The sequence below is a fragment of the Corticibacter populi genome (assembly GCF_004217315.1).
In the GTDB taxonomy this organism is placed as follows: domain Bacteria; phylum Pseudomonadota; class Gammaproteobacteria; order Burkholderiales; family Burkholderiaceae_C; genus Lampropedia; species Lampropedia populi.
On record NZ_SGWR01000007.1, the window covers coordinates 1 to 18,181 of the forward strand.

An 18,181-nucleotide genomic window follows, 5' to 3' on the forward strand; every position below is an offset into this window, starting at 1 on the left:
AAATTTTTTAACCTCTCCCCATCAACCCCTTGCATCACCCCACTAACCAAACACATCGTCCGATCAGCGAAGCCCTCCACTATAACACAGGTTTTAGCGAGGAAAGGAAAATTTTTTTATTTTCCAAAATTTGGTGGCTCGGGGCGGAATCGAACCACCGACACGCGGATTTTCAATCCGCTGCTCTACCAACTGAGCTACCGAGCCAAGCCCTGAACTATAACACCAATTTCCATCCCGAAAGGAAACACCCGCAGTTTTTCTACAATGGTTCGCCGATGACGCTCGACACGGAAGCCGTGCCCCCCGCAGCGTTAGCGGGTGCTTCTTTTCTTGCCCAGTTCCACGCCAAGTTGGCGTAGTTTGCGATACAGATGCGTGCGCTCCAGCCCCGTCTTCTCGGCCACGCGGGTCATGGAGCCCCCTTCGCGGGCCAGATGGAATTCAAAGTAGGCTTTCTCGAACTCGTCTCGGGCATCCCGCAGGGGACGATCGAGGTCGAATCCCTGCCGTGGATCCGGCAGCATGTCTTCCGGTGGGATGGCCTTGATCAGATGCGGCACTTCTGCCGCCGGTATGGCCATCTCCGGTGGATGGTCCGTGGTGGTCACGGTCGCACTGCCAGTGGATGCGATGGATGACGCACTTTTTGACGCTGAGACGCTTTTCTCGAGAGCCTGATTCACGGCCTTGAGGAGCTTTTGCAGTGTGATGGGTTTTTCCAGGAATGAAAAGGCGCCGATGCGGGTGGCCTCGACCGCGGTATCGATGGTGGCGTGCCCGCTCATCATGATGACCGGCATGATGAGCTGACCGGCCAGTGCCCACTCCTTGAGGAGGCTGACACCATCGGTATCGGGCATCCAGATGTCAAGCAACACGAGGTCATAGCGCTGCGCGGCGCAGGCGCTGCGTGCCTGGCTGGCGTTTTCGGCGAGATCGACCTGGTGCCCCTCATCATTGAGGATCTCCGAGAGCAGGTCCCGAATGCCCAGTTCGTCATCCACCACCAATATGTTTGCCATGTGCTTGTTTCAACCCTGCAGTAATTGAACTATGAATGCGCAGTGGCCTGCCCAGTCTGGGCGCCGCTGGCCGGATGAAATAATAACGAAACCTTGGCGCCGACGACAGCACCGCTGACGTCCTGCCGGTTGCTCAGGTCAATCAGCGCATGGTGTTCATCGGCGATTTTCTTGACGACCGCAAGGCCCAGCCCCGTTCCCTTGGTCTTGGTGGTCACGTAGGGCTCGAAGACACGCTGGAGCATATGGGGCGGGAAGCCCGTACCATGATCCTCGACCGTCAGACGCACCCGCAACTGCTGGGGGCTCCACTGCGTGCTGATGCGGATGGGTTGCGGCCCTGCCGCCCGATTTTCCTGTGCCTGCAGGCTGGCATCCTGGGCATTCTGTAAAAGATTGTGGATCACCTGGCGCAGTTGCATGGCGTCGCCAAGGATGGGCGAACATGCGGCATCCAGTTGCGCCTGGATCGGAAAACTGGCGTTGTCGGCATCGTAGAGGTGCATGATGTCGCGCACCAGTTCATTGATATCCAGAGGTTCGAGCCTCGCCGCCGGCAGGCGTGCATAGTCGCGGAACTCGTTGACCAGACGCTTCATCGCATCCACCTGATCAACGATGGTCTTGACCGATTTGGCCAGAATGGCCTCCTCCCGTTCGGGGAGCTTGCCGGTCAGGCGCATCTCGAGCCGTTCGGCGGAAAGCTGGATCGGCGTCAGGGGATTCTTGATCTCGTGCGCCAGGCGGCGCGCCACCTCGCCCCAGGCCTGCGCGCGCTGGGCCGACACGACTTCGGAGATGTCGTCGAAGACCAGCAAGCGGTTGCCATCGGGCAGTATGGCGCCACGTGCCACGATCGTCAGGCCATATTCCTGCGTACCGGACGGCGCGGCATCCTGCCCCGCCGAGTACAGCTCATAGGCATGCTGCCAGTGCCCCAGACCGTGCATGCTTTGGTCGCTCAGGAATGCCTCGAAGCGTTGCCAGACCGAGGTGGCGAATACCCCCAGTTCCGGAACTTCAGCCAGCGTGTGCCCTTGGTAGGCCGCCAGAGGCGCACGCAGAATGCGCGTCGCACCCGGATTGGCCGAGACGATGCGTGCCTCCCGGTCCAGCACCACGACGCCTGCCGTAAGATTGTCCAGCAGGGTTTGCAACTGCGCCCGCGAGGCATCGAGGGCTTCCAGGCTCTTGCGCTCCGAGGCGCGCGCAGAGGCCAGCTGATGGGTCATCAATGCGAAGGACCGGGTCAGCCCGCCAAGCTCGTCGCTGTTGGGCAAGGCAACTTTGGGATTGAGGTTGCCTGCAGCGACCTCGCGCACGCCTTCAGCCAGGATGAGAATGGGCCGCAACAGTTGATTGCCCAGGATCACGGCCAGCACGATGGAGCCGAACACCGCCAAGAACAGACTGAGGGTGAGTGTGCCGATGTACATGCGCCGCAAGCCTTCGCGCCCCATGGCGCGCTCCCGGTACTCCCGGTTGGCCTGCTGAACGGAAAATGCGTCGGAGACCAGCGCCTGGGGCACCGGCACCGTTACCTGCAGAAAGCGCGGGCGACCATCGCCGATGTCCAGCCCCAGTTCGCCGACCTGCACCAGCACCTGCACCAGCACCGGCGCGGAGCCATCCGCCTCGGCCTGTTCCATGCCTTCGAGCACCGCCCATTCACGCTCCGTGCGAGCGGTGCGAAAGGCTTGCGCCGGTGGTCGCTGTGGCCAGAGCTCGAAACGCGAGGCACCGGCGCTGGCCACCACATTACCATCGCTTCCCCACAGCACGGCATTGCTGGCCCCCAGTTGCTCGCGCACCTGCTCGAGTGCCACACCCAATGCCGTGGGGTTGACCTGCGCCAGCTGCCCGCCGGCATAACGCGCCCTGGCCGTGGAGTTGACCACCCAGGCATCGAGCGTGCTGCGCGCCAAACCGACCCCGGCGGAAAGTGCACCCTCGACCCGCACGTCAAACCAGTTCTCGATCGAGCGCGAAACGAATTGGTAGGAGATGGTGTAGATCAGCAAACCCGGCAGGATGCCCACCACGCAGAACAGCGCCGCCAGCTTGATCAGCAGGCGGCTGCCAAACTTGTGCATGCGCAGGCGTTGCACCAGGCGCCAGGCGCCCCACACCAGCGTGAACAGCAGCACCCCCGCAACCACGGCATTGATGCTGAGCAGCAACGGGTAGTAATGCTCGTAGAGTTCCTGGTTGTTGGTGGCCAGTGCCAGCAGGAACAACAGCACCATCGCAATGGCGGCGATCACCGCCAGGATGACTCCCACCCCCCAGCGCAACCGGCGACTGCTGGACGGGGTCTGACGCGTGGCACCTCGCGCCGGCGAGGAAACATGCGAATTCAATGATGTGCTCATGGCAGTTGCAGCACCTGACTGTCTCCCAATTGCAGATCCCAGTCACTGCGTCCGACGGAGCCGATCTGCAGCGGGCGCGGCAAACGGGACTTGTCCAGGCCGAAGTGGAAGAAGGCCTCATAGCTGGCATGTGGTTTGAGCGCGCGTGCCTCGACGATGCGCCAACCATTGATGCGCTGCATCGAGCCCAGGGCCTGCGACAAGCTGCCGTACCCTTGCGACAAGCCGCGCGCCTGGTCGGTGTGCTCGGAAGAAATCACTGATGACTGCACCCGCCACATGCGCGTCAATGGCTGATAGCTCACGCGCCAGTAACGCCGCGCCAGGCCATCCTGGCGGCTCCACCACCAGAAGCGGGTGCGCTCGAGCCCGGCTTCAGCAACGAAATAGATGGGAATGCCTTGCACCAAGGCTTCCTCCACCACCTGCGGCAGGGCCAGCGTCATGTTGACGTCAAGCGTCACGGCGCCATCGGCAGTCACATCCCAGGTGACGTTCTGGATCAACGAATCCCCATCGACGGCAGAGCGCTCCGGCGCGGGTGCGGCGGCGTGGGCAGCCAGCCCGAGCGACATCATCCATACCAGCATGGCCAGACACAGCCAGGCCCGCAGCGGTCTTCCGGACACCGCCGACCACCGGCCGCCAAGCCGTTCAGGCCACCGTGCGCTTACCCAGCAATGCATAGAAGAAACCATCATGGTTGTGCATCTGCGGCATTTGTGCTGCCGATGCAGGAGTGGGCGCTGGCAAGACCGTGTCGTGGTGCACGGCCAACGTCGGCAGCAACTGCAGCGCCGGTGCCAGAAGTTGCGCATCGTCCTGGCGTGCCAGAAAGCGTCGCACCTGATCCTCGCCCTCCGTATGGAACACAGAACAGGTGCAGTATAAGAGACGCCCCCCCGGCTTGAGCAACGGCCACAACACGCTCAGCAGGCTCTGCTGCACGGCGGCCAGTGCCTCGATATCACTGGCGCGCCGCAGCCAGCGGATATCCGGGTGCCGGCGCACGATACCGGCGGCCGAGCATGGCGCATCGAGCAGCAGCAGGTCAAGCTGTCGACCTTGCAGCAGATGGTCGCACCATTGCTGCGGTCGGCTGGCATCGGCGGCCACAACGCGGCTGGGCGGCAGTTGCAGGCGCGTCAGGTTCTGCGTGATGCGTTCGCAACGCGTGGCATCCACATCCATCGCCAGCAGTTCGATCGGCAGGCCACGAATGGCCGCCAATTCAAGCAGATGGGCGGTCTTGCCGCCAGGCGCGGCGCAGGCGTCCAGTACCAGCAGTGGCGCGTCGGTAGGTGCACCCACGGCATCTTGCAGCAGCATTGGCGCTGCCAGTTGGGCGCCGGCATCCTGCACCGAAAACCAGCCATCGGCATAGCCGGGCAAGCGGCGCACATCCATGGCCTCTCCCAGCACCACGCCAGCCGCGCCAATCGGCTGTGCCGCCACGCCCCGCTGCGCCAGCAGCTGCAGATAGTCGGCGCGGCTGCAGCGGCTCTGGTTGACGCGCAAGGTGAGGGGCGCGCGCTGGTTGTTGGCGGCCAGGATGGCCCGCCATTGATCGGGATAATCCTGGCGCAACCGTTCAATCCACCAGAGCGGGTGGTTCCAGCGCGCCTGCGGCTCGTTCTCTGCGGCCGCCAGCAAGGCATCGCGCTCGCGCAGAAAGCGCCGCAAGCAAGCGTTGACGAACCCGGCCTGCGCGGAGAACTTGCGACGCCGGCGCAGCGCCTCGACAGCCTGGTCGACCACTGTGAATGGCGCATAGGACGGCTCGCCATCATCGAGCAGCAGGCTCAGCGCAACGCACAGCAAAGCCTCGACCTGGGGCTGGGGCCGGCGCGCCACCAGCTGCTGCTGCAGGGAGGCCGCCGTGCCGGTATGGCGCAGGGTGTGGTACAGCAAGGCTTGGGCGCCGGGGCGCAATGCCTCCGGCCACGACTGTACAAGTGCACGCGCCGACTGGCCCGCCCGCACCGCCTGCAGGCCACGCGCGGCCAGATCGAGCTGCTGCCAGAGCGCTGGCGATGCCTTGGAGTCCGGAGCGCCGGATGATGGGCGTGGCCGCTGTGACGGATGTGCTTGGTGCGTTGTCATGAAAAAAATCCCGCCTGCATGATACAGGCGGGATGGTGTGGGGAGCATTACCCGAAGCAGGATCCAATGGCCGGAACGCCTCGGGAAGATGCATGGCCCGTGCGGGCTGGCCGCACGGGAAGGCTGCAGGCTCAGGCTTCGTCGCTGCCAGCGCCTTCGGCGGCCGCATCGGCGTGCGACTCGGTGGCGCTGTTGAACTCGACCTCTTCCTGCTCGGCGATGGCGCGGCGCTCGGCGTCGTCCATCTGCTCCTTGGCCTTGCGGGCCTGATGGTAGGCGAGACCGGTACCGGCGGGGATCAGACGGCCGACGATCACGTTCTCCTTGAGACCACGCAGTTCGTCACGCTTGCCCATGATGGCCGCTTCGGTCAGCACGCGGGTCGTTTCCTGGAAGGACGCCGCAGAGATGAACGAATCGGTCGACAGCGAGGCCTTGGTGATGCCCAGCAGCAGGTTGGTGTAGGTCGCGGGGATCTTGCCGTCCCGTTGCAGCGCCTCGTTGGTGTTGAGGATCTCCGAACGCTCGACCTGCTCTCCCTGGATGTAGTTCGACTCGCCGGGGTTCTCGACCACGACGCGGCGCAGCATCTGACGCACGATCACTTCGATGTGCTTGTCGTTGATCTTCACACCCTGCAGGCGGTACACGTCCTGGATCTCGTCGACGATGTAGCGCGAGAGCTCTTCGATGCCCAGCAGGCGCAGGATGTCCTGCGGATCGGCCGGACCATCGACAATCAGCTCACCCTTGTTGACCACCTGGCCTTCGTGCACCAGGATGTTCTTTTCCTTCGGGATCAGGTCTTCCCAGACCGTGCCTTCGGGGTCGGTGATCTGCAGGCGGATCTTGCCCTTGGTCTCCTTGCCGAACGACACCGTGCCGGTGATCTCGGCCAGCGTACCCTTGTCCTTGGGCGTGCGGGCTTCGAACAGCTCGGCCACGCGCGGCAGACCGCCGGTAATGTCGCGGGTCTTCTGGCCTTCGATCGGGATGCGCGCCAGCACTTCGCCAGGGCCGACGTCCTGGCCGTCACGCACCTGGATCAGCGCACCGATCTGGAAGCCGATCGTCACCGAGTGGTCGGTACCGGGGATCTTGACCTCATTGCCCTGTGCATCGGCGAGCTTGACCAGCGGACGTACCACCTTGTTGGAGCCGCGGCGCTTCGGATCGATCACCACCAGCGTGGACAGACCGGTCACGTCGTCGACCTGCTTGGCCACCGTCAGGCCTTCCTCGACACCCTCGAACTTCACCTGGCCGGCGTATTCAGTGATGATCGGGCGGGTCAGCGGGTCCCAGTTGGCCAGGATCGTGCCGGCCTTGATCTGCTGGTCGGGCTTGATCGTCAGGATGGCGCCATAAGGCACCTTGTGGCGTTCGCGCTCGCGGCCATGCTCGTCCTGAATGATGATCTCGCCCGAACGCGAGATGACCACCAGCTCACCCTTGCTGTTGGTGACGTAGCGCATCGTCGGGTTGAAGCCGATCAGGCCGTTGGACTTGGCTTCCACACTGGAGGCGATGGCGGCGCGGTTGACCGCACCCCCGATGTGGAAAGTGCGCATGGTCAGCTGCGTGCCCGGCTCGCCAATGGACTGGGCGGCGATCACACCAACGGCTTCGCCGAGGTTGATCAACCCGCCACGGCCCAAGTCGCGGCCATAGCACTTGGCGCACAGGCCAAAGCGCGTGTCGCAGGTCAGCGAGGTGCGCACCTTGACTTCGTCGACGCCGGCGGCCTCGATGTCGTCGAGCTGGTCTTCTTCCAGCAGCGTGCCGGCAGGAAGCAACACGGCGCGGGTCTCCGGATGCAGCACGTCCTCGGCCGCAGTGCGGCCCAGAATGCGGTCGCGCAGCGATTCGATCACTTCACCGCCCTCGACCACGGCGCGCATGTAGGTGCCGTTGGTGGTGCCGCAATCATCCTCGGTGATGACCAGATCCTGCGTCACGTCGACCAGGCGGCGCGTGAGATAACCGGAGTTCGCCGTCTTCAACGCCGTATCGGCCAGACCCTTGCGGGCGCCGTGGGTGGAGATGAAGTACTGCAACACGTTCAGGCCTTCGCGGAAGTTCGCGGTGATCGGCGTCTCGATGATGGAGCCGTCCGGCTTGGCCATCAGGCCGCGCATGCCGGCGAGCTGGCGAATCTGCGCCGCGGAACCGCGGGCGCCCGAGTCGGCCATCATGTAGATCGCGTTGAACGATTCCTGATCGACTTCCTTGCCGTGGCGGTCGGTGGTCTTCTGCTTGGCCAGCTGCTGCATCATGACCTTGGAGACTTCGTCACCGGCCTTGCCCCAGATGTCCACCACCTTGTTGTAGCGCTCACCGGCCGTGACCAGACCAGAGGTGTACTGCTGCTCGATTTCCTTGACCTCGCCTTCGGCGCGGCTGACGATCTCATGCTTCTGCGGCGGCACCAGCATGTCCTCGATGGCGATCGAGATGCCGGCGCGCGTGGCCAGCCGGAAACCGTTCTGCAGCAGCTTGTCGGCGAACACCACGGTGTCCTTCAAGCCGCACTTGCGGAAAGCCGTGTTGATCAGCTTGGAGATTTCCTTCTTCTTCAGCGCACGGTTGATGACCTCGAACGGCAGGCCCTTGGGCAGGATCTCGGACAGCAGCGCCCGGCCGACGGTGGTCTCGCGCACCTTGGTGTTCGATTCCAGCTCGCCGGTGGTCTTGTTCTTGACCCACTCGGTCAGGCGCACGTTGACGCGGGCGTTCAGTTCGACCACGTCATTGTCCAGTGCACGCAGAACCTCGCTGACGTTGGCGAAAATCATGCCCTCGCCCTTGCCGTTGATCTTCTCGCGGGTGGCGAAGTACAGGCCCAGCACCACGTCCTGCGAAGGCACGATGGAGGGCTCGCCCGAGGCCGGGAACAGCACGTTGTTGGAGGCGAGCATCAGCACGCGCGCTTCCATCTGTGCTTCCACCGACAGCGGCACGTGCACGGCCATCTGGTCACCGTCGAAGTCGGCGTTGAACGCCGCGCAGACCAGCGGGTGCAGCTGGATGGCCTTGCCTTCGATCAGGATCGGCTCGAACGCCTGGATGCCCAGACGGTGCAGCGTCGGCGCACGGTTGAGCATCACCGGGTGTTCGCGGATCACCTCTTCGAGGATGTCCCAGACCACCGGCGTGCCGGATTCGACTTCCTTCTTCGCCGCCTTGATGGTGGTGGCGATGCCGCGCTGCTCGAGCTGCGCAAAGATGAAGGGCTTGAACAGTTCCAGCGCCATCAGCTTGGGCAGGCCGCACTGGTGCAGCTTCAAGGTTGGGCCCACGGTAATCACCGAACGGCCCGAGTAGTCGACGCGCTTGCCCAAGAGGTTCTGACGGAAGCGGCCGCCCTTGCCCTTGATCATGTCGGCCAGCGACTTCAGTGCACGCTTGTTGGCGCCCGTCATGGCCTTGCCACGGCGGCCGTTGTCCAGCAGCGAATCGACCGATTCCTGCAGCATGCGCTTTTCGTTGCGCGCAATGATCTCCGGCGCCTTCAGCTCCAGCAGGCGGCGCAGACGGTTGTTGCGGTTGATGACGCGGCGGTACAGGTCGTTCAGATCGGAGGTCGCGAAGCGGCCGCCGTCCAGCGGCACCAGCGGACGCAAATCCGGCGGCAGCACGGGCAGCACTTCCAGCACCATCCAGCCGGGCTTGATGCCGGATTTCTTGAAGGACTCCAACACCTTCAGGCGCTTGGAGTTCTTCTTGATCTTGACCTCGGAGCCGGTCATGTCGCCGCGCAGGCGTTCGATCTCGGCGTCGATGTCGATGCCGTCGAGCAGTTCCTTGATGCCTTCGGCACCCATGCGCGCCTCGAATTCGTCGCCGTATTCCTCACGCTTGGCGTCGTATTCGTCCTCGCTCATGATGCTGAACTTCTTCAGCGGCGTCATGCCGGGCTCGGTCACCACATAGGCTTCGAAGTAGAGCACGCGCTCGATGTCGCGCAGCGTCATGTCCAGCACCAGGCCCAGACGCGATGGCAGGGATTTGAGGAACCAGATGTGCGCGCAGGGCGCGGCCAGGTCGATGTGGCCCATGCGCTCGCGGCGCACCTTGGTCTGCGTGACTTCCACGCCGCACTTCTCGCAGATCACACCGCGGTGCTTGAGACGCTTGTACTTGCCGCACAGGCACTCGTAGTCCTTGATGGGCCCGAAGATCTTGGCGCAGAACAGGCCGTCGCGCTCGGGCTTGAAGGTGCGGTAGTTGATGGTCTCGGGCTTCTTCACCTCGCCAAAGGACCAGGAACGGATTTTCTCCGGCGAAGCCAGCCCGATCTTGATCGCATCGAAGTGATCGTCCGGGGTGAACTGCTTGAACAGGTCGAGTAAGGATTGCATAGCGTTGATTTCCTTTGCCGGTTAGTCGCGTTCGAGCTCGATATCGAGACCCAGCGAACGGATTTCCTTGACCAGAACATTGAACGATTCGGGCATGCCCGCCTCGATGGCGTGCTCGCCCTTGACGATGGATTCGTACACCTTGGTACGGCCGTTGACGTCGTCGGACTTGACGGTGAGCATTTCCTGCAGCACGTAGGCGGCACCATAGGCCTCCAACGCCCACACTTCCATCTCCCCGAAACGCTGGCCACCGAACTGGGCCTTGCCGCCCAGCGGTTGCTGCGTCACCAGCGAGTATGGGCCGGTGGAGCGCGCGTGCATCTTGTCGTCCACCAAGTGGTGCAGCTTCAGGAAGTGCATGTAGCCGATCGTCGTCGGGCGCTCGAAGCGCTCGCCGGTGCGGCCGTCGTACAGATAGGCCTGGGTGCGCGTCTCGGTCAGGCCCTTGGCCTTGGCGACATCCTCCGGATAGGCCAGCTGAAGCATGTTCTGGATGTCCGCCTCGTCGGCACCGTCGAACACCGGCGTGGCAAACGGCACGCCGCTCTGGAGGTTGCGGGCCATGTCGATGACCTGGTCGTCGCTCAGGGCATCCAGGTCTTCCTTGTGACCGGCCTGGTTGTAGACCTTGGCGAGGAACTCGCGGATTTCCTTGACCTGCTTGTCGCGTTCGAGCTCGAGCAGCTTGGCGATGCGTGCGCCCAGCCCCTTGGCGGCCCAGCCCAGATGCACTTCCAGCACCTGTCCGACGTTCATCCGCGAAGGCACGCCCAGCGGGTTGAGTACGATGTCGGCGGTGGTGCCGTCGGCCAGGTAGGGCATGTCCTCGATCGGGGTGATCTTGGAGACCACACCCTTGTTGCCGTGGCGGCCGGCCATCTTGTCGCCCGGCTGCAGCCGGCGCTTAACGGCCAGGTAGACCTTGACCATCTTCAGCACGCCCGGCGGCAGTTCATCGCCTTGCGTGAGCTTGCGTTTCTTTTCCTCGAAGGCCTGGTCGAAGCTGTTGCGGGTCGACTCGATGGAGTTCTTGATGCTCTCGAGCTGCGCCGCCACGGTTTCGTCGGCCGGACGAATGTCGAACCAGTGGTACTTATCGATGGACTCCAGATAGGCCGCATCGATCTTGCTGCCCTTGGTCAGCTTCTGCGGGCCACCGTTGGCGACATTGCCCACCAGCAGCTTCTTGACACGGTCGAAGGCGTCGGCCTCGACGATGCGCAACTGGTCGTTGAGGTCCAGGCGATAGCGCTTGAGCTCGTCGTCGATGATCTGCTGGGCGCGCTTGTCGCGCTCGATGCCTTCGCGGGTGAAGACCTGCACGTCGATCACGGTGCCTTGCGAGCCCTGGTCCACCCGCAGCGAGGTGTCCTTCACGTCGGAGGCCTTCTCGCCAAAGATCGCGCGCAGCAGCTTTTCTTCCGGCGTCAGCGTGGTCTCGCCCTTGGGCGTGACCTTGCCGACCAGCACGTCGCCCGGCTGCACTTCGGCACCGACGTAGATGATGCCGGAATCGTCGAGGCGGTTGAGCTGCTGCTCGGACAAGTTCGGGATGTCGCGGGTGATTTCCTCGGCACCGAGCTTGGTGTCACGGGCCATCACCACCAGTTCCTCGATGTGGATGGAGGTGTAGCGATCCTCGGCCACCACGCGCTCGGAGAGCATCACCGAGTCCTCGAAGTTGTAGCCGTTCCAGGGCATGAACGCGATCAGCATGTTCTGGCCCAGCGCCAGTTCGCCCAGGTCGGTCGAGCCGCCATCGGCAATCACGTCGCCCTTGGCCAACACATCGCCCTTCTTGACGATGGGACGCTGGTGGATGTTGGTGTTCTGGTTGGAACGCTGGTACTTGATGAGGTTGTAGATGTCCACGCCGACTTCGCCAGCGATGGCCTCGTCGTCGTTGGCGCGGATCACCACGCGGGCAGCATCGACATAGTCGACCACGCCACCGCGCTTGGCCGTCACCACGGTGCCCGAATCCACCGCTGCCACGCGCTCGATGCCGGTACCGACGAACGGCTTTTCCGGACGCAGCACGGGCACGGCCTGGCGCTGCATGTTGGCGCCCATCAACGCGCGGTTCGCATCGTCGTGCTCGAGAAAGGGAACGATCGAGGCTGCCACCGAGACGATCTGCGCCGGCGAGACGTCCATGTACTCGACACGGGCCGGGTTCACCAGGATGGATTCCCCCTTTTCACGGGCCGACACCAGGTCGCCGGTCAGGCGCCCTTCGGCATCGAGCTCGGCATTGGCCTGGGCGATGATGTACTTGCCCTCCTCGATGGCCGAGAGGTAATCGATGTCGTTGGTCACCTTGCCGTCCACGACGCGGCGGTACGGCGTCTCGATGAAGCCGTATTCGTTCAGGCGAGCATACAGGGCCAGCGAGTTGATCAGACCGATGTTCGGGCCTTCCGGCGTTTCGATCGGGCAGACGCGACCGTAGTGCGTCACGTGCACGTCGCGCACCTCGAAGCCGGCACGCTCACGCGTCAGACCGCCCGGGCCCAGGGCTGAGACACGGCGCTTGTGGGTAATCTCGGAGAGCGGGTTGGTCTGGTCCATGAACTGCGACAGCTGCGAGGCGCCAAAGAACTCCTTGAGCGCTGCCGAAATAGGCTTGCTGTTGATCAGGTCATGCGGCATCAGCGGCTCTTGCTCGGCCGTGCCCAGACGCTCCTTGACGGCCTTCTCGATGCGGGCCAGGCCGGTGCGGTACTGGTTCTCGGCCAGTTCGCCGACGCCGCGCACGCGGCGGTTACCCAAGTGGTCGATGTCATCGACCTCGCCATGGCCATTTCGCAGGTCCACCAGGATCTTCACGACCGACAGGATGTCCTCGTTGGAGAGCACCATCTCGCCCTTGGGATCGGGATTGCCGACCTTGGCGTTGAACTTCATGCGGCCCACGCGCGAGAGGTCGTAGGTATCCGGATTGAAGAACAGGCGATGGAACAGCGCCTGCACGGCGTCCTCGGTGGGCGGCTCGCCAGGGCGCATCATGCGGTAGATGGCCACGCGGGCGGCGAACTCGTCGGCGGTTTCATCGATGCGCAGCGTCTGCGAGATGTAAGCGCCGTGGTTCAGCTCGTTGGTATAGATACAGGGCAGCTCGCGGATGCCGGCCGCGCGCAGCTTCTTGAGCAATGCCTCGGTCAGTTCCTCGTTGACGCGGGCGATCACTTCACCGGTATCGGGATCCACGATGTTCTTGGCCACCACGCGCCCGAGCAGGAAATCCTCGGGGACGACGATTTCCTTCTGGCCGGACTGCTCCAGATCGCGGATGTGGCGGGCCGTCACGCGCTTGTCCTTGGCAACGATCACATTGCCCTTGGCATCGGTGATGTCGAAACGCGCCACTTCCCCCTTGAGACGATCGGCCACCAACGCCATGCGGGCACCGCTGTCGAGCAGGGTGAAGTTGTCGTTCTCGAAGAAGTTGGCAAGGATCGCCTCCGGCGTCAGGCCGATGGCCTTGAGCAGGATGGTCACCGGCATCTTGCGACGACGGTCGACGCGGAAATACAGGATGTCCTTCGGGTCGAACTCGAAATCCAGCCACGAGCCACGGTACGGGATCACTCGCGCCGAGAACAGCAACTTGCCCGATGAATGGGTCTTGCCCTTGTCATGTTCGAAGAACACGCCAGGCGAGCGGTGCAACTGCGAGACGATCACGCGCTCGGTACCGTTGATGATGAAGGAGCCCTTGTCCGTCATCAGCGGCACTTCGCCCATGTAGACTTCCTGCTCCTTGACTTCCTTGACCACCTTGTTCTGCGCGGTGGAGGAGTCGCGATCGTAGATGATCAGCTGCAGGCGGGCGCGCACAGCCGACGCGAACGTCAGGCCGCGGGTCTGGCATTCGCGCACGTCGAAGGCGGGCTTGGAGAGGTTGTACTCGACGAACTTCATCTCCACGAAGCCATTGTGGGAGACGATCGGGAAAGCGGAATTGAACGCCGCCTGCAAGCCTTCGTCAGCGCGCTTCTTGGGCGGCAGGTCCGACTGCAGGAAGGCCGTGTAGGCATCCTTTTGCATCTGCAGCAGGTAAGGAATGGGCAGAACGCTGTCGCGGCGGCCGAAGCTTTTGCGGATGCGTTTACGTTCGGTAAAGGAATAGGCCATGAGATCTCCGGGCTGAGGTTTTCCTGGGATTCTTCGACGGTTCACCTGCAGGCGTGGCGCGCACGAGCGTGCGGCATGGGTGACGCCTCAAGTCTTGGCGGTTGGCCACTACCAACCATGGCTGACGACGGTGCCTTGCACACCGCCCGACCAAGGTGCTTTGCTGTGTCGGGGATTCAGAAAGCACACAAAAGCAGATGGCGCAGCGCGCACGGACCATCCACTTTTGTCTGCATTCTGGGTCTGCCACCCCATGGGGCAACAGACCATCAGCAGACGACAAAGGCCAGATGCCCCATCCGGAGCATCCGGCCCGTCAAAACCGAATGAATTACTTCAGTTCAGCCTTGGCGCCAGCGTCTTGCAGCTTCTTCAGAGCGGCCTCGGCGTCAGCCTTGGACAGGCCGTCCTTGACGACCTTCGGTGCGCCGTCGACCAGGTCCTTGGCTTCCTTCAGACCCAGGCCGGTGATTTCACGCACGGCCTTGATCACGGACACCTTGTTGGCGCCAGCTTCCTTGAGTTCGACGTCGAACTCGGTCTTCTCTTCCACGGCAGCAGCAGCACCGCCACCAGCGGCAGCGGGAGCAGCCATTGCAGCAGCGCTCACGCCGAACTTCTCTTCGATTGCCTTGACCAGATCGTTCAGTTCCAGAACGGTCATGCCATCCAGGGCGGTCAGGAATGCGTCTTTATCGAATGCCATTTTGATCCTCTAATACAGTTGTTCAATTGATTGATACCGGCCACGGCGGGCGCGGTGCCCGCCCATGCCGTCAGGCGGGCTGCGCCTCGCCTTTTTGCTCGGCCAGGGCCGCCAGCACACGCGCGGTGCGCGAAATCGGCGACTGCAGCAGGCCCAGCAGTTGGGACAGCAGCACTTCCTTGGTGGGCACGGCAGCCAGCTGCTTCACAGCATCGGCGTCGAGTGCCTTGCCTTCATAGGCACCACCACGGATGACCAGCTTGTCATTGGTCTTGGCAAACTCCGCAACCACCTTGGCAGCCGCCACGGCATCTTCGGAAAAGCCATAGATCAACGGGCCCGTCAGTTGATCGGACACCACCTCAAACGCGCTTCCAGCCACGGCACGACGCGCCAGCGTGTTCTTCAGAACACTCAGGGTCACATTCTGCTCGCGAGCCTTGACGCGCAGACGGGTCAGATCCGCCACCGTGATACCACGGTATTCCGCCACCACCAGCGTCTGGGATTTGGCGGCGAGTTCGGTCACTTCTGCAACGACCGCCTCTTTCTCACTGCGATTCAGACTCAAGGTCCACTCCTTTCAATGCAACCAGTCAGACCCATTCACACCAGTCCGACATGACTGCGCTTAATCAAGCGACCAACTGTCAGAGAATACTTTGCAATATTTCCCATACAGTGGGCACCATCTGCGCTGGCCCGCCCGCAAGGCGGCTTAAGCGAACCGAAGTCCACACCAGCGGTCTTGGATGACCTGCCACCTCTCCCAAAGAGAAAGACGGACAGCCCACCACTTCAAGGCATGCGTCCCGACCAAAGCCTGGACGCATGCCTCAATTCTTCATTCAGGCGGCCAGCGTCTGCAGGTCGACGCGCACACCCACACCCATGGTCGAGGACACCGCGAGCTTGCGCAAGTAGGCACCCTTGCTGGCCGCGGGCTTGGCCTTGTTCAGTGCATCGACCAGGGCCTTCAGGTTCTGCTGCAGCTTCTCGTTGTCGAACGAGCGACGACCGATCGTGCCATGGATGATGCCGGCCTTGTCGACACGGAACTGCACCTGACCAGCCTTGGCATTCTTCACAGCCGTGGCCACATCGGGCGTGACGGTACCGACCTTCGGGTTCGGCATCAGGCCGCGCGGACCCAGGATCTGGCCCAGCGCGCCAACGACACGCATCGCATCGGGGGCCGCAATGATCACGTCGTAGGGGATGTTGCCGGTCTTGAACTCGGCCGCCAACTCCTCCATACCCACCACATCGGCGCCAGCCGCCTTGGCCTCTTCAGCCTTGGCGCCCTGCGCGAACACGGCCACGCGCGCGGTCTTGCCCGTACCGTTGGGCAGCACCACGGCGCCACGCACCACTTGGTCGGACTTCTTGGCGTCGATGCCCAGTTGCACGGCCACATCGATGGATTCATCGAACTTGGCGGTGGCCGCATCCTTGACCAGCACAATCGCATCGCCCCAGGCGTAGAGCTTGGTGGAGTCGATCTTGCCCTGCTGGGCTTTTTGCTTCTTCGTCAGCTTGGCCATTTACACGCCCTCCACAGTCACGCCCATCGAACGGGCCGATCCCGCAATGATGCGGACCGCAGCATCCAGATCAGCTGCATTGAGGTCAGCCATCTTGGTCTTGGCAATCTCCTCAAGCTGGGCACGGGTGATCTTGCCGACCTTTTGCTTGTTCGGATTGGAGGAACCCTTATCCAGCTTGATGGCCTTCTTGATCAAGGTCGTCGCAGGCGGCGTCTTGATGATGAAGGTGAAGCTCTTGTCCGCATAAGCGGTAATCACCACCGGCAGCGGCAGGCCCGGCTCGACGCCTTGGGTCTGCGCATTGAACGCCTTGGTGAACTCCATGATGTTGAGGCCACGCTGACCCAGCGCCGGACCAATTGGAGGAGAAGGATTTGCCTTTCCGGCAGGCACCTGCAGCTTGATGAAGCCGACGATTTTCTTTGCCATTGATACACTCCTATCGGGTCTTGACGCCAGGCAAGAGACTCTCCGCCCGGCTCCCCGAAGCCAAAAAATACCGCCCAAAGACGGCAAAGCCTAGCATTATAGCCAGGCTCCAAAAAAACTGCAAGCCTGCCCACAGGACTGCAATCACAACCACCGTCGGCTCACACACCCTCGACACACGCTACGCGAGCGAGCACCGAAGACCAAGCGATCAACAGTCGATCCGACTCAGGTTTTCTCGACCTGACCGAACTCCAGCTCCACCGGAGTGGAGCGACCGAAAATCATCACCGACACCCGCAGGCGGCTGCGCTCGTAATTCACTTCCTCGACCGAGCCATTGAAGTCGGCAAACGGCCCCTCCTTGACGCGAACCAGCTCACCCACCGTGAATTCGGTCTTGTGGCGCGGCTTCTCCACGCCCTCTTCCATCTGATTGACGATCTTCTGCACCTCCGCCTCGGAGATTGGCGTCGGCTTGTTGCGACCGCCACCAACGAAACCCGTCACCTTGCTGGTCTGCTTGACCAGATGCCAGGTTTCGTCGTCCATTTCCATCTCGACGAAGACATAGCCCGGAAACAGCTTGCGTTCAGTGGTACGGCGCTGACCATTCTTGACCTCAACCACCTCCTCGGTCGGCACCAGGATCCGCCCGAACTTGCCGCCCATGCCAGTACGCGCCACGCGCTCGGCGATATTGCGCTCAACCGCCTTCTCCATGCCGGAATAGGCATGCACGATGTACCACTGCTTGGCAGAGTCGGCGTCAGGTTGCACCGGTGCAGTGCCGTTTTCAATCGAATCGCTCATCAATCCCTCCAACCCAGCAGCAGGTCGTAAATCACCCAGCCCACCGTCGTATCGGCCAGCCACAGGAACAAGGCCATGATGACGGCAAATGCAAACACATAACCCGTCATCTGCACGGCCTCCTTGCGGGTCGGCCACACCACCTTCTTCAACTCGTTCCAGGAATCCTTGACATAAGCCTTGAAGCTGCGCCCCGGATCAGACCCGAGAAACACGATTCCAGCCAATACCAACCCGACCAGCAAGGCCACCCACTGCACCCAGGCGCCCTGTGCAACCAGCAGATAAAAGGCAACGATGGCACCGATCACCAGCAAGAAGGCCGCACCGACCTTGAGCCGATTCACACCCCCGCCCACAGTTTCGATCTGCGAAGAAGTCGCCATATTCACTCCCGCCCGGCACAGACAGCTGCCGCCGCGCACACGTTATCAAAGACACAAAACCCGCCTACGAGGGCGGGTTCAAAAACAACCACAACCAACATCATACGCTGATCGTGGCAGGGGCAGTAGGAATCGAACCTACAACCTTCGGTTTTGGAGACCGACGCTCTGCCAATTGAGCTATACCCCTAAAGAAAACACCCCATCAGGCAATGATCTTGGCAACCACGCCGGCGCCGACGGTGCGGCCACCTTCGCGGATGGCGAAGCGCAGGCCTTCTTCCATGGCGATCGGGGCG

General features: G+C 62.5%; 13 protein-coding genes and 2 tRNA genes. All 15 read right to left on the minus strand.

Annotated features, from left to right (window positions below):
* Nucleotides 1-131 precede the first annotated feature (131 nt).
* Nucleotides 132-207 (minus strand) — tRNA-Phe (locus tag EV687_RS18725).
* A 107-nt stretch (nt 208-314) separates the two neighbouring features.
* Complete coding sequence (locus EV687_RS18730) at nt 315-1,025, minus strand: response regulator (protein WP_122232007.1); 711 nt, start codon at nt 1,023-1,025, stop codon at nt 315-317.
* A gap of 29 nt (nt 1,026-1,054) precedes the next feature.
* Entirely contained in the window at nt 1,055-3,397 is a 2,343-nt protein-coding gene (locus tag EV687_RS18735; protein ID WP_122232006.1) for a sensor histidine kinase, read from the minus strand.
* Nucleotides 3,394-4,026, minus strand: coding sequence for a DUF4390 domain-containing protein (locus EV687_RS18740; protein ID WP_162846692.1), 633 nt, complete (start codon nt 4,024-4,026; stop codon nt 3,394-3,396). Before EV687_RS18740 ends, EV687_RS18735 begins: the two co-directional genes overlap by 4 nt.
* A gap of 25 nt (nt 4,027-4,051) precedes the next feature.
* Complete coding sequence (gene rsmB, locus EV687_RS18745) at nt 4,052-5,500, minus strand: 16S rRNA (cytosine(967)-C(5))-methyltransferase RsmB (RefSeq protein WP_122232004.1); 1,449 nt, start codon at nt 5,498-5,500, stop codon at nt 4,052-4,054.
* 131 nt (nt 5,501-5,631) lie between these two features.
* A complete protein-coding gene (gene rpoC / locus EV687_RS18750; protein WP_122232003.1) occupies nt 5,632-9,861 on the minus strand; it encodes a DNA-directed RNA polymerase subunit beta' in 4,230 nt (1,409 codons plus the stop codon).
* Between the two features lie 21 nt (nt 9,862-9,882).
* The gene (gene rpoB / locus EV687_RS18755; protein ID WP_122232002.1) at nt 9,883-14,001 is read right to left on the minus strand and encodes a DNA-directed RNA polymerase subunit beta; all 4,119 of its coding nucleotides are present in this window, start codon (nt 13,999-14,001) and stop codon (nt 9,883-9,885) included.
* A 331-nt stretch (nt 14,002-14,332) separates the two neighbouring features.
* Nucleotides 14,333-14,707, minus strand: a complete 375-nt coding sequence (gene rplL, locus EV687_RS18760; RefSeq protein ID WP_122232001.1) for a 50S ribosomal protein L7/L12 — start codon at nt 14,705-14,707, stop codon at nt 14,333-14,335.
* Between the two features lie 70 nt (nt 14,708-14,777).
* Nucleotides 14,778-15,278, minus strand: a complete 501-nt coding sequence (rplJ, locus tag EV687_RS18765; protein WP_122232000.1) for a 50S ribosomal protein L10 — start codon at nt 15,276-15,278, stop codon at nt 14,778-14,780.
* A 277-nt stretch (nt 15,279-15,555) separates the two neighbouring features.
* Nucleotides 15,556-16,251, minus strand: a complete 696-nt coding sequence (gene rplA, locus EV687_RS18770; protein WP_122231999.1) for a 50S ribosomal protein L1 — start codon at nt 16,249-16,251, stop codon at nt 15,556-15,558.
* Complete coding sequence (gene rplK / locus EV687_RS18775) at nt 16,252-16,683, minus strand: 50S ribosomal protein L11 (protein ID WP_122231998.1); 432 nt, start codon at nt 16,681-16,683, stop codon at nt 16,252-16,254.
* A gap of 228 nt (nt 16,684-16,911) precedes the next feature.
* Nucleotides 16,912-17,496, minus strand: coding sequence for a transcription termination/antitermination protein NusG (gene nusG / locus EV687_RS18780; RefSeq protein ID WP_122231997.1), 585 nt, complete (start codon nt 17,494-17,496; stop codon nt 16,912-16,914).
* Nucleotides 17,496-17,882, minus strand: a complete 387-nt coding sequence (secE, locus tag EV687_RS18785; RefSeq protein ID WP_122231996.1) for a preprotein translocase subunit SecE — start codon at nt 17,880-17,882, stop codon at nt 17,496-17,498. Before secE ends, nusG begins: the two co-directional genes overlap by 1 nt.
* Nucleotides 17,883-17,996: 114 nt before the next feature.
* Nucleotides 17,997-18,072: transfer RNA gene (locus tag EV687_RS18790), tRNA-Trp, on the minus strand.
* Nucleotides 18,073-18,087: 15 nt separating this feature from the next.
* A partial coding sequence (locus EV687_RS18795) for an EF-Tu C-terminal domain-related protein (RefSeq protein WP_081816287.1) occupies nt 18,088-18,181 on the minus strand: 94 nt, incomplete at its 5' end.

Bases quoted from the DNA above. Each gene is read 5' to 3' on its own strand.
- nusG (WP_122231997.1), bottom strand. From the start codon at position 17,496: ATGAGCGATTCGATTGAAAACGGCACTGCACCGGTGCAACCTGACGCC.
- secE (WP_122231996.1), bottom strand. From the start codon at position 17,882: ATGGCGACTTCTTCGCAGATCGAAACTGTGGGCGGGGGTGTGAATCGG.
- EV687_RS18735 (WP_122232006.1), bottom strand. From the start codon at position 3,397: ATGAGCACATCATTGAATTCGCATGTTTCCTCGCCGGCGCGAGGTGCC.
- rplL (WP_122232001.1), bottom strand. From the start codon at position 14,707: ATGGCATTCGATAAAGACGCATTCCTGACCGCCCTGGATGGCATGACC.
- rplK (WP_122231998.1), bottom strand. From the start codon at position 16,683: ATGGCAAAGAAAATCGTCGGCTTCATCAAGCTGCAGGTGCCTGCCGGA.
- rpoC (WP_122232003.1), bottom strand. From the start codon at position 9,861: ATGCAATCCTTACTCGACCTGTTCAAGCAGTTCACCCCGGACGATCAC.
- rpoB (WP_122232002.1), bottom strand. From the start codon at position 14,001: ATGGCCTATTCCTTTACCGAACGTAAACGCATCCGCAAAAGCTTCGGC.
- EV687_RS18730 (WP_122232007.1), bottom strand. From the start codon at position 1,025: ATGGCAAACATATTGGTGGTGGATGACGAACTGGGCATTCGGGACCTG.
- rplA (WP_122231999.1), bottom strand. From the start codon at position 16,251: ATGGCCAAGCTGACGAAGAAGCAAAAAGCCCAGCAGGGCAAGATCGAC.
- rsmB (WP_122232004.1), bottom strand. From the start codon at position 5,500: ATGACAACGCACCAAGCACATCCGTCACAGCGGCCACGCCCATCATCC.